This is a genomic window from Bacteroides sp. AM44-19, assembly GCF_003603395.1.
GTDB lineage: Bacteria > Bacteroidota > Bacteroidia > Bacteroidales > Bacteroidaceae > Bacteroides > Bacteroides uniformis.
Genome location: NZ_QTNB01000033.1, coordinates 1 through 11298, shown reverse-complemented (window position 1 = coordinate 11298; position 11298 = coordinate 1). Strand labels below are relative to the sequence as shown.

The 11298-nt window shown below is 51.0% G+C and carries 19 protein-coding genes and 1 pseudogene; 9 read left to right on the top strand and 11 right to left on the bottom strand.

Going from position 1 to position 11298, the window contains the following annotated elements; all coding sequences use genetic code 11:
• The 9 genes and pseudogenes from DW947_RS20560 to DW947_RS20520 all read left to right on the top strand — a co-directional run.
• Positions 1-261 (top strand): annotated as a pseudogene (locus DW947_RS20560) (conjugative transposon protein TraJ); the annotation flags it as partial.
• Positions 262-292: 31 nt separating this feature from the next.
• Complete coding sequence (gene traK / locus DW947_RS20555) at positions 293-916, top strand: conjugative transposon protein TraK (protein WP_004308925.1); 624 nt, start codon at positions 293-295, stop codon at positions 914-916.
• A 6-nt stretch (positions 917-922) separates the two neighbouring features.
• Positions 923-1231: a TraL conjugative transposon family protein gene (locus DW947_RS20550; RefSeq protein ID WP_004308924.1), complete on the top strand. Its 309-nt coding sequence runs from the start codon at positions 923-925 to the stop codon at positions 1229-1231.
• Positions 1212-2567 (top strand): conjugative transposon protein TraM, encoded by a 1356-nt coding sequence (gene traM, locus DW947_RS20545; RefSeq protein ID WP_119958618.1) that lies wholly within the window; start codon positions 1212-1214, stop codon positions 2565-2567. Before DW947_RS20550 ends, traM begins: the two co-directional genes overlap by 20 nt.
• A 69-nt stretch (positions 2568-2636) precedes the next feature.
• The gene (gene traN / locus DW947_RS20540) at positions 2637-3695 is read left to right on the top strand and encodes a conjugative transposon protein TraN (protein WP_032588475.1); all 1059 of its coding nucleotides are present in this window, start codon (positions 2637-2639) and stop codon (positions 3693-3695) included.
• Positions 3696-3697: 2 nt separating this feature from the next.
• On the top strand, positions 3698-4273 hold the full coding sequence (locus tag DW947_RS20535) for a conjugal transfer protein TraO (protein WP_032588474.1): 576 nt from the start codon (positions 3698-3700) through the stop codon (positions 4271-4273).
• Positions 4274-4281: 8 nt separating this feature from the next.
• On the top strand, positions 4282-5181 hold the full coding sequence (locus DW947_RS20530) for a toprim domain-containing protein (RefSeq protein ID WP_004310298.1): 900 nt from the start codon (positions 4282-4284) through the stop codon (positions 5179-5181).
• Positions 5181-5687 (top strand): DUF3872 domain-containing protein, encoded by a 507-nt coding sequence (locus DW947_RS20525; RefSeq protein WP_032595742.1) that lies wholly within the window; start codon positions 5181-5183, stop codon positions 5685-5687. Before DW947_RS20530 ends, DW947_RS20525 begins: the two co-directional genes overlap by 1 nt.
• Positions 5684-6211: a glycoside hydrolase family protein gene (locus DW947_RS20520; protein WP_005827312.1), complete on the top strand. Its 528-nt coding sequence runs from the start codon at positions 5684-5686 to the stop codon at positions 6209-6211. Before DW947_RS20525 ends, DW947_RS20520 begins: the two co-directional genes overlap by 4 nt.
• A 62-nt stretch (positions 6212-6273) precedes the next feature.
• Here DW947_RS20520 and DW947_RS20515 read toward each other — a convergent pair whose 3' ends face one another.
• The 11 genes from DW947_RS20515 to DW947_RS21755 all read right to left on the bottom strand — a co-directional run bounded on the left by DW947_RS20515 (position 6274) and on the right by DW947_RS21755 (position 10719).
• On the bottom strand, positions 6274-6495 hold the full coding sequence (locus DW947_RS20515) for a hypothetical protein (RefSeq protein WP_004310300.1): 222 nt from the start codon (positions 6493-6495) through the stop codon (positions 6274-6276).
• Positions 6496-6611: 116 nt separating this feature from the next.
• Positions 6612-6920, bottom strand: a complete 309-nt coding sequence (locus tag DW947_RS20510) for a hypothetical protein (RefSeq protein WP_004310301.1) — start codon at positions 6918-6920, stop codon at positions 6612-6614.
• Between the two features lie 53 nt (positions 6921-6973).
• The gene (locus DW947_RS20505) at positions 6974-7279 is read right to left on the bottom strand and encodes a DUF6956 domain-containing protein (protein WP_004310302.1); all 306 of its coding nucleotides are present in this window, start codon (positions 7277-7279) and stop codon (positions 6974-6976) included.
• A complete protein-coding gene (locus DW947_RS20500) occupies positions 7219-7437 on the bottom strand; it encodes a DUF3873 domain-containing protein (RefSeq protein ID WP_008770680.1) in 219 nt (72 codons plus the stop codon). The genes DW947_RS20505 and DW947_RS20500 overlap by 61 nt, the downstream gene beginning before the upstream one ends.
• A 31-nt stretch (positions 7438-7468) precedes the next feature.
• Complete coding sequence (locus DW947_RS20495) at positions 7469-7726, bottom strand: hypothetical protein (RefSeq protein ID WP_005827305.1); 258 nt, start codon at positions 7724-7726, stop codon at positions 7469-7471.
• Positions 7727-7750: 24 nt separating this feature from the next.
• The gene (locus tag DW947_RS20490) at positions 7751-9016 is read right to left on the bottom strand and encodes a PcfJ domain-containing protein (RefSeq protein ID WP_004310303.1); all 1266 of its coding nucleotides are present in this window, start codon (positions 9014-9016) and stop codon (positions 7751-7753) included.
• On the bottom strand, positions 9013-9432 hold the full coding sequence (locus DW947_RS20485; protein WP_004310304.1) for a PcfK-like family protein: 420 nt from the start codon (positions 9430-9432) through the stop codon (positions 9013-9015). The genes DW947_RS20490 and DW947_RS20485 overlap by 4 nt, the downstream gene beginning before the upstream one ends.
• Before the next feature lie 23 nt (positions 9433-9455).
• The gene (locus tag DW947_RS20480) at positions 9456-9677 is read right to left on the bottom strand and encodes a hypothetical protein (protein WP_008019901.1); all 222 of its coding nucleotides are present in this window, start codon (positions 9675-9677) and stop codon (positions 9456-9458) included.
• 11 nt (positions 9678-9688) lie between these two features.
• Positions 9689-9904 (bottom strand): hypothetical protein, encoded by a 216-nt coding sequence (locus DW947_RS20475; RefSeq protein WP_005643957.1) that lies wholly within the window; start codon positions 9902-9904, stop codon positions 9689-9691.
• Between the two features lie 7 nt (positions 9905-9911).
• Positions 9912-10247, bottom strand: coding sequence for a hypothetical protein (locus DW947_RS20470; RefSeq protein ID WP_004310306.1), 336 nt, complete (start codon positions 10245-10247; stop codon positions 9912-9914).
• A gap of 103 nt (positions 10248-10350) precedes the next feature.
• Positions 10351-10719 carry a hypothetical protein gene (locus DW947_RS21755; RefSeq protein WP_044135911.1) on the bottom strand — a complete coding sequence of 123 codons (369 nt, stop codon included), beginning with the start codon at positions 10717-10719 and terminating at the stop codon, positions 10351-10353.
• Positions 10720-11298: the final 579 nt, after the last annotated feature.

Below are 11298 nucleotides of genomic sequence, written 5' to 3'. Positions count from 1 at the left end.
AGCGACATCGAACGGATGCAGGCTGACCCGAACTTCTCGCTGGATTCGAGCGACGGGGTGTACATCGTCTTCATGATAATCGGCATCATTGGTTACTTCACCATCCCCACGGTAGCAGGCTGGATTATCCAAGCCGGAGGCATGGGAAGCTACGGTCGCAACGTGAACCAGACGGCAGGACGAGCCGGAAGTATGGCGGGCAGCGTGGCGGGCGCAGCCGCAGGAAACGTGGTCGGACGTGTCGGGAAGCTGCTGAAATAATCAACTGACAATTAAAAACGAATAAACAACAATGGAATTTAAGTCACTTAAAAACATCGAATCATCGTTCAGGCAGATACGCCTGTTCGGTATCGTCTTCCTCTCGTTGTGTGCCGTAATAACGGTATGGAGCGTGTGGAGTTCCTACCGCTTCGCGGAGCGGCAACGGGAAAAGATTTACGTGCTGGACAACGGCAAGTCGCTGATGCTGGCTCTCTCGCAAGACTTGTCGCAGAACCGTCCGGCAGAAGCGAGGGAACACGTGCGCCGTTTCCACGAGCTGTTCTTCACGCTCTCACCCGAAAAGAGCGCGATAGAGCATAACGTGAAACGCGCCCTGCTATTAGCGGACAAAAGCGTGTACAACTACTATTCGGACTTTGCCGAGAAGGGGTACTACAACCGCATCATCGCCGGGAACATCAATCAGGTGTTGAAGGTGGACAGCGTGGTGTGCGATTTCAACGGCTATCCCTACCGTGCCGTGACCTACGCCACGCAGAAGATCATCCGGCAGAGCAACGTCACCGAGCGCAGCCTCGTGACTACGTGCCGCCTCTTGAACTCGTCCCGTTCGGACGACAATCCCAACGGTTTCACCATCGAGGGATTCACCATCATCGAGAACAAGGATTTACAAACCATCAAAAGGTAAACGGACATGAAGAAAATCAAAAAATCATTTTGGCGTGCGTACTGGAAGCTCCACGACAAAAAGAAAATGCTGGTGGCAAGGCTCAAAGGCTATCTGGACGGTTTGCCCCCGAAGACACGCAGGCGCATCGTGCTGGCGATGCTCGCCGCCTTTGCGGTGCTTGCCCTCTACACCTTCGGCAAAGCCGTCTATGAAATCGGCAGGAATGACGGCAGCCGGATGGTAACAGACCATGCCGGACAGGTGGAACTGTCCATAAAGCCGGACAACAATCATAATGTAATACCTTATTTATATGGAACAGACGAAGAATGAACCTAAAAACGAGAACAAGGCGGCTCCCGACAACGGGAAACCGAAGAAGGATCGCAAGCCGCTGACCGAAGCCCAAAGGCTGAAACGTCAGAAAATGATAGTGCTGCCCGCTATAGTGCTGGTATTCATCGGTGCTATGTGGCTGATATTCGCCCCGTCTTCCGACAAGGAGCAGCAACCGGGAACGGGTGGTTACAACATCGAAATGCCCGACGCTGACAAGGCGAACCGCCAGATCATCGGCGACAAGGCGAAAGCCTACGAACAGGGAGCAATGGAGGAACGGCAGGAGAACCGCAGCCGCGCCATGCAGGAACTGGGCGATATGTTCGACCGCGAGGTGGCGGAAACGGACGGCGGCAGGGACTTCGACCTTGCTAATCCCGGAAATGCGGAAGATGCAACAGCAAAATCATCCGCTCCGAAAACCATCCAATCCTCCGCAGCTGCCTACCGCGACCTCAATACCACGCTCGGCAACTTCTATGAGCAGCCGAAGAACGACAACGCGGAAATGGACGAACTGTTAGAGCGTATCGCCTCGCTGGAATCGGAACTGGAAACCGAGAAAGGCAAGGCATCCGCTATGGATGACCAAGTGGCACTCATGGAGAAGTCCTATGAACTGGCGGCGAAGTACATGGGCGGGCAGAACGGCACACAGCCACCTGTCGGACAGGCGGCAGAGCCTTACCCCGTGCAGAAAGCCGGAAAGAACACGGCTGCACCTGTCAGGCAGGTAACGCATCAGGTGGTATCTTCGCTCTCACAGCCGATGAGCAACGCTGAGTTTGTCGCCTCCTTCTCGCAGGAGCGCAACCGCAGTTTCAATACGGCGGTGGGTGTCACGACTGTATCGGACAGGAACACCATATCGGCGTGTGTCTATGGGGCGCAGAGTGTGACTGACGGGCAGGCGGTAAGATTACGGCTGCTGGAGCCGATGGCAGTGGCGGACAAAATCATACCCCGCAATGCAGTGGTGGTAGGCACGGCAAAGATTCAGGGCGAACGACTCGATATTGAAATTACTTCGCTGGAGTACGCAGGTACGATTATCCCGGTAGAACTGGCGGTGTATGACACGGACGGACAGCCCGGCATCTTCATTCCAAACTCGATGGAGATGAACGCCGTCAGGGAGGTTGCCGCCAACATGGGCGGCTCGCTGGGCAGCAGCATTAATATCTCCACCAACGCAGGGGCGCAGCTCGCCTCCGACTTGGGCAAGGGGCTGATACAAGGCACGAGCCAGTATATCGCCAAGAAGATGCGTACCGTCAAGGTGCATCTGAAATCCGGATACAAGGTCATGCTATATCAGGACAGAGATTGAAAACAATAACAATCAACGACTAAAAAAACAACAACCAAATTTTTATTTACCACTAAAATCCAAAGTAGAATGAAAAAAGTAATCATCATGTTTGCCCTCGCTATGGGCATCATAACTGCCAACGCGCAGGAGAACGTAACCGTTGGAGAGAACAACGGAAGTGAACCGACGAACGAAGCGAGAGCAGAGACAAGCTCGCTTGACTATGCCTCGCAAGGAGGAGGAAGGCAAAGCCAACAACCGACCTTGACAAAGGAGGTCTATCCGCAGAAGGAGGCGGACGGCGATCTGTATCACGGGCTGACAAAGAAGCTGACCTTCGACCGCATGGTTCCCCCGCACGGATTGGAAGTGACCTACGACAAGACCGTCCACGTCATTTTCCCCTCGGAGGTGCGCTACGTCGATTTAGGCTCGCCCGACCTGATTGCGGGTAAAGCCGACGGAGCGGAGAACGTCATCCGCGTGAAAGCTACCGTGCGTAACTTCCCGAACGAAACCAATATGTCGGTAATCACGGAGGACGGGAGTTTCTATACTTTTAACGTGAAGTACGCCTCCGAACCGCTGCTTCTCAACGTGGAGATGTGCGACTTCATCCATGACGGCGAGAAGGTGAACCGCCCGAACAACGCGCAGGAAATCTACCTGAAGGAACTGGGCAGCGAAAGCCCGATGCTGGTGCGCCTTATCATGAAGTCCATCCACAAGCAGAACAAGCGTGAGGTGAAGCACATCGGCTGCAAGCGATTCGGCATCCAGTACCTGCTGAAAGGTATCTACACGCATAATGGGTTACTCTATTTCCACACGGAGATAAAGAACCAGAGCAACGTGCCTTTCGATGTGGACTACATCACATGGAAAATCGTGGACAAGAAGGTGGCGAAGCGTACCGCCGTGCAGGAGCAGATTATCCTGCCGCTCCGTGCGCAGAATTACGCTACACTCGTGCCGGGCAAGAAGAGCGAGCGCACGGTATTCACGATGGCGAAGTTCACCATTCCCGACGACAAATGCCTCGTGGTGGAACTCAACGAGAAGAACGGGGGGCGTCACCAGTCTTTCGTGATTGAAAACGAGGACTTGGTACGTGCCAATACCATCAACGAACTTCAAGTGCGCTGACCATGAGAAAGTACATCGCAATAATCATCGTGTCGCTTGCCCTGTTCACGGGGCAGGCGCACGCCCAGCGATGCCTGCCGAAGATGCAGGGCATCGAATTGAGAGCTAACCTTGTGGACGGTATGCGTTTAAGTGGCAACAATGGCGGTTACAGTTTCGGGGCGGCTCTCTCCACCTACACGAAGAACGGTAACAAGTGGGTGTTCGGTGGCGAATACCTCTTGAAGAACAACCCGTACAAGGATACCGCCATACCTGTGGCGCAGTTCACGGCGGAGGGCGGTTATTATTTCAAGATACTCTCCGACGCCCGTAAAATAGTGTTCGTCTATGCGGGGGCTTCGGCTCTCGCCGGATATGAGTCGGTGAATTGGGGCGAGAAAGTGCTGCATGACGGCTCCACGCTCCATGACCGGGACGCCTTCATCTACGGCGGTGCGCTGACGCTCGATGTGGAGTTTTACGTGGCTGACCGTATCGCCCTGCTCGCCAACCTCCGGGAGCGCCTGCTGTGGGGTGGCGACACACGGAAGTTCCATACGCAGTTCGGGGCGGGCGTCAAGATAATCATCAACTGACACGTCGCATGGAACGGACGGACATTGAGAATATGAGGCAGATACCCATTGCGGACTTTCTCGCACGGCTGGGACATGAGCCTGTCCGAAGGAGCGGAAACGAGCTGTGGTATCGTGCGCCATACCGCAGTGAACGCACGCCCTCCTTCCGTGTGAACGTGGCGAAACAGCTCTGGTACGACTTCGGCTTGGGCAAGGGCGGCGACATCTTCACGCTTGTCGGGGAGTTTACCCGAAGCGGGGATTTCATGGCGCAGGCGAGATTCATAGCGGAAACCGCCCGTATGCCGCTTGCCGCAGCAGAAAAGCCGTTGTACCTGCCGGAACCGTCCGAACCTGCCTTTGAGGGAGTGGAAGCCGTCCCGCTGCTCCGCTCTCCGCTGACGGAGTATTTGAAGGAAAGAGGCATCCCTTATGCCGTTGCATCCCGCCACTGCTGCCGCCTGAACTACGGCGTGCGTGGTAAGCGGTACTTTGCCGTCGGCTTTCCGAACGTGTCGGGCGGCTATGAAACCCGAAGCCGCCGTTTCAAGGGTTGCGTACCACCAAAGGACGTGTCGCTGGTCAAGGCGGGGGACATCCCGGCGGACGTGTGCAGCGTGTTCGAGGGCTTTATGGACTTCCTGTCCGCCGTCACGCTCGGTTTGGCAACGGGTGACTGCCTTGTGCTGAACTCCGTCGCCAACGTGGAAAAGGCTTTGAAACATCTGGACGGGTACGAGCGCATCGACTGTTACCTCGACCGAGACGAAGCCGGACGCAGGGCAATGGAAGCCCTGCGGACACGCTACGGAGGAAAGGTGACAGACCGTTCCGGCATCTATCAAGGCTGCAAGGACTTGAACGAGTACCTGCAACAAGTATCAAGAAAACAACAAAAGAACAACAATCTAAAAATCAAAGAATAATGAACATACTGAACAACAAGAACAAGAGAACATCAATCTTCAAGGCGTTGGCACTCTGCCTGTTCGCCGCAGTGTCATTCACATTCGTATCGTGCGACGACGATATGGACATCCAGCAATCCTATCCCTTCACGGTGGAAACCATGCCCGTGCCGAACAAGGTCACAAAGGGGCAGACGGTGGAAATCCGCTGTGAGCTGAAGAAAACGGGCGATTTCGCCAATACCCTCTATACCATCCGGTATTTCCAGTTCGAGGGTGAGGGCACACTGAAAATGGACAACGGCATCACTTTCCTGCCCAATGACCGCTACCTGCTCGAAAACGAGAAGTTCCGGCTGTACTACACGGCGCAAGGTGACGAGGCGCACAACTTCATCGTGGTAGTGGAGGACAATTTCGGCAACTCCTATGAGTTGGAATTTGACTTCAACAACCGAAACGTGAAGGATGACGGGGTTATCACTGTTGTCCCCATCGGGAACTTCAAGCCCTTTACACGATGATGCGTGTATTCATGGCTATCCTCTGTTCGCTTCTGGCGGTCTGTTCCGTGTCCGCACGGAACAGACGCCATGAGGGAACGGACGGGCAGGCGGCTATCTACCGGCTGCCACCATTTGAGAGGGCGGTGCGATGCACGAAGTATTTTGAGGGCTGGCATTCGGAAAAACATCACCCGTATGTAGGATATGGACATCGGTTGCAGCCGGGGGAAAGGTATTCGGCACGCACCATGACGAAGCGGCAGGCGGACGCGCTTCTGCGAAAAGACCTGCGGAAGTTCTGCGCGATGTTCCAGCAGTTCGGGAAGGATTCGCTTCTGCTTGCCACGCTCGCCTACAATGTCGGTCCGTACCGTCTTTTGGGGAGTGGGAAGATACCCAAAAGCACGCTAATCCGAAAGCTGGAGGCGGGTGACAGGAACATCTACCGGGAGTATATCGCTTTCTGTAACTATAAGGGGAAACGCCACGCCATGCTGCTCAAACGAAGGAAGGCTGAGTTTGCGCTGCTGTATGTACCATAAAGAATAAGTGTCTGACGAAAGAAACTCCGATGAAGCCGCCAACTTCATCGGAGTTTCAGTTTTCATACATTCGGGATTGTCCCTTTGCCTGCAACCTCACCGTCCCTGCAATGCTCTATGATACCGGGTGAAAATCCCATGCTGCCGATTGCGATATGCCGGATATAGTCTGTATATTCCTGACCTTGAAAATTCCTGCCCGTAAGGTTCTTGAAAACCATCTTTATGCTTATGCCGTCGTTGCTGTACAAGATGGTTTTTCCGTTCTGTCTGATTGTTTCCATGATTAAAACTTGTTTTTGTGAATACTATCGTAGATTGGTACAAAGGTTTCTTTGCCTACTTTCTTATCCGCCATCATGCTCATGAAAGAAAGTAGGCGGCTTTTGCCGCCCACCCCTCAAAAGCGGGTGTAAAGTCCCGTTACCATCGTGAACATTTCCTCCAGCATATCGCAATATATCCCCTCGTGCGTTTCAATGTCCTTCGTCCTGCTCTCGAATGTCTTTTTGCTGAACGTCTTGCGGTAGAAACGCATATTGTATAGGTCTGCCCCTCCGTCATAGATGATGTCAAGGCGGTTGGCACTGGTCTTGTTCCTCGCAAGGCTCATGCGCAAGCCGTTGCCCATGTCTGTGAAGTCTTTGCTTCCCGTCATGGCGGCAAAGCGTCTGCCGCCAATCTGCTCTAAAATTGTCTTTGCTATCATATCCGTTGTCTTTTAGGTTTATGGTTCGGGCGGTGCGGACACCGCCCCAATGTTCAAAATTCTGTTTTCTCGGTTATGGGTGTGCATTTTTCCAGCCACTCTTTCAGACATTCCATGCTATACTCGCTCGTGATGACTGCCGTATGGCTGTCAATGGCAGTGAAACGGCTGCTTTCATAGCTGTCTATCCACCCCTTTAGGGTATCAACTCCCCACGCTTCGGCATCGTCAAAGATGCCGTCCAATGCCGTAATGGGTTCGCTGAATTTGACTATCAGCGTTTGGTAGCCTGCTTCGTTCATCGCTTCTCCTCCTTCCTTTCCTTTGCCGTTAGCCACTTGTCCCGTGCGGCTCGACATTCGTCTAATGTGGGTTTGACACAAGAGAAAAGTTCCCCGTCCGTGTGGCGGTAGTCGTATTGCACAAGGGTGCGTTTGCGTCTGTCGATACCCGTTTGGAATTTCTCGTAGTTCTCCGTTCCTGCCGATTGGCAGGTGCTTACTCCGTTAATTGTCATTTTGTTGCCATAGTCGTTGTTATTTAGATGATTAGAAATGTACAGACAGCACTCTGTGTTGCATCACCATTTCGGGGTCGCTCGTGTAGCGTTGGTGCAGGTAGAAATGATGAGAGCCGAAGCCGTAAAGGAAGAACTTGTCAAGTTCGTGTTTCTCGGCAAAGTCCTTGACGCTCGCCCTTAATTGCTCCTCACTCTGACAAAGAGTGAGGAGGTTCATAAATTCAAGGAACATCGTGGGGATTTTATCATCCCATAGGAAAACCATGCTTTCAAATCTTACTTCCATAATGTTAGTTGTTAGATGTCGATATTATGCCGCTTTCATCCGCTGGCGGATAAGGTTGGCGTTCTTGTTCACAAGGGCGATGATGCGGTCGTGGTATTCGGAGTTCTCGTTGCATACGCCACGACACTGCACCACCTCAAAAGTTTTTAGTGACACCTCTATCGTTTCAATTCGTTTTCCGTCAATGGTGGCGGATAGGATAAGGGAGTCTTTTCGTTTGTGGTAACCGCCCACACAATGGTGCATCGTCCTTCCTTCCTCTGCCATTTCTTCCACGCTCTCTATGACTTTGACGCAAATAAGGCTGTCGGTAAAGGCAAGTCCGAAGAATATGCCCTTAGCTTTCAGATATTGTTTCTCGTCCTCAATCGCTTTCCTGCGTTGCTGTTCAGTCCGCTCATGTTTCCTTTGCAGGTTGCGCTTTGCCACCAACTTGTCGTGTTCAACTTTGAGGTCGGCAGGGCAAACGTATTTCGGGCTGTTTGTGTCCTTGCCGAAATGACGCAGGAGGTCTATGGTGTCACGCCACATTGAGCCGTCCTCAATAGTATAGCCGTTGCGGATACATATCTTGATTGAAGCCCAATACTCTCCAATATTGAAAGAGTGGTACAGATAGTAGCGCAACATGGGATATTGCCCTGCCTTCAACAGCGTTTCCGCACGGCTGTCCGACAATAATGCCGGTATTAGTTTGGTGGGTACAATGTCGTGGAAATTGCCGTTAAAGCCGTTTCTGCGGAGCGTCGGCAACACCTTATATCTTGGATATATCGGGGAATATGAGATATGGCGGTACGCTTCATTGTCATTGCGGATAGCAAAAGGAGAAGCGAATGAGAACGTGTCGATGTAGCATCCCAATGTGCGTGGAATGGCAACAACAGCCTTACGCCCTTGTTCATTCCACCAATACTGCCCGATTTCAAGGGCATAGGACTTGGCATTAACCCCTTTCTCCATACCCACGACAAGCAAGAACATTCGTAGCACTTGGTATTCTCCGCTTGTGGTAAGGGTTGTGAAATACTGCTTTTGTCTTACCTTGCGCTGATAGGTGAGGCAGACTTTCAAACTTGCTCCACATTCGGGACACGTACAATGCTCGGTCTGCTCCGTCATTACCCAACTATGACCGCAATCCATACAAGTGGTACGACCTTTCGGCAAGCGGTGTGCATAATGCTCCACGCAATTACGGAATGCCCAATTTATCTGTATCGGGGTTATCGGGCGTAGTTTCTTGCTTTGGGCAAGAACTGCTTTTTCAAATTTGTTTCTCGGTTTCATAAGCCAAAATCAAATAATGAGGGTTGAACTTGGGTTTCTGTTTTCGCCTTTGTCGGCTTGGTGCGGTTCTGCAACTTGCGGAGTTCCTCGTCTTGGTATCTGCGGACTGCCTGCTGACGTGCTTCTGCTTTTTCCTCTGCCGTGAGTTCCACAATGTGGTTCACCGCCACTTGGCATTGGATAGGCTTGCCCACCTCAATCTCGTTCTCGTCATAGTAGTGTACTGCTTGTCCGTATATCTCTCCGTCCGTGAAGCCGTTACAACCGCTTTTCTGCACATAGTTCAGAATGTAGGTTACGCAATCGTCAATGTTCTTGGCTGGATTGCGGTAGTTCTTCGCAAAGAGCGTGTCTTCCTCCGCACGTTGTTCCAAATACATCTGTATCGTTCTCTTGAAATGGTCTGTTCCTTTCATATCGCTGTCGTTTTTATGAGTTGTCAAATAGTATGTTTCAAAATCTCCCTCCAATAAATCGGCTCAACCTCGCTCAATAGGAAGTCTATAAAGTCCTTCCGTGCGTCCTTGTTCAGTTCGTGGTAGAGTCCACGGAACACGGACATATTGCCGTTGAGGTATGTTTCCACCATGTACTCGAAGATGTTGCCCACCTCGTAGTATCTGCATTGTTGCTCCACTGTCTTGCTTCTTCTCTTTGCCATGTCGGTAGGGATTAAAGGGTGAATAACCAAAGAATGAAGCCGAAGAACAGGATAACGGAAAGAATAGCCACGATTACCCCTATTGCCACTCGGAACACTCCGTTTATTATCTCTCTGACGATGTACCAAAGGATGCCGGACACCCAAAAGGCGGTGCGCATGATTAGGGTGCATATCGCAAGCCCTATGTATTGCGCCATTTGTCTGAAATTTACCGTTGCTGTCATAGCCGTATCATTTGTTAAGTTCCACGATGCTGTCTATCCTGCCGTATAGGAAACTGCGGAGTGCGGTCTTGTCGGTAGCCTTGTATTCCGCCCAATGTCCATACTGCTTTACAATGTAGGTTCGGAGAATGTCGGAAAAGTCAAACATCCAACCTTGCAAGGGTACTGCGCTCTTGAAATAGGTGTTGCTGTTCACGTTGCGTGTAAGCCAATCCTTTTCCTCTCGGCTCAATTTCTCACCATTGTTCAGTTTGGTGCGAAGTCCGTACACCTTGCTGCCTTGCAGGTTCTCCAAACTTGGTACTTCCCATGCCACGAATTTTGTTGCTATTGCCGTTCTCATATCCGTTTTGTTTTTGATTTTTTGTTTTTTAATGCGGATTCAAGAGCTGAGGGAGTTGAGTTTCAAACTATCTTATCTGCCTCTCGTTTATCCGACATTTTTTTTATGCGTCTTTCTGTCGCATCGGTCGTTTTCGTTTCGGGTGCTTAAAAAGGTAGGGATTAGGGAATGCAAGGTTTTTCGGAAAAATACTACCCGAAAGGCTGGAGATTTTTCCAGAAAACAGGAGGCTTGACCTTGCTTTCCCGTACAATCCCGGAGTTACCTTTGCACCCAGCACGAAAATGACTGCCTGATGCGGCTCACTGAAAGGCGCGAAAATGGAGGTAAACGGAAGTGGAGGCAGATTAGACAGGAAAACTTCAAAAGAGAAATCCGTGAAAAAGACATCCCCAACAGAAAAGAACATAGCCGGTAGCGTGAAACCGAGCAAACCATCGGCAAGGAAGTATGTTTTTATCTGTTTGGCCAAACGTGTTTGGTCGGATGGATAAAATCATTCTTCCCGGTTTGTCTGCCGTGAGTGACGGCTTGTTCCATTTATGGAATGTGCGGTCATACACGGCTTTCCGCTTCCGGCTCAAAAGGACAACGAAAAAAGAAAAATCGTCAAAACCCCGTAAAAGCACCTCTTTGGCATAAGCACAAAAGAAAGGGGCCTTGTCTCATCAGTCTAAACTATTGTTTAGGCGTGAGGCAAAGCCCTTTTCTCCGCTTATGCGGCAGTCGGCACACGTTCGTTCAAAATCTTTTTGGGCGATGGTGTGCTGACGGATAAAATCGCTTTTACGGAAAAACTTGTGTGAGAAGAAAAAATCAGGAGATTCATTTCTAAATCTCCCGTTTTATTGTTACTTTTGCATACGAAGAGTTCTTTGAAGGTTACGCAACGCACAGAAGAATAATGCAGTAGATAACTAACTAATTCGTAACCTATTACTATTATGAGCGATTACCCAATGCTCATTTCCAATAAATTACACTCTTTTCGTAACTTCTTTCTGCAAATATACAAAAAGTGCCCTTCACAAAGGATTATGAACGGCACTTT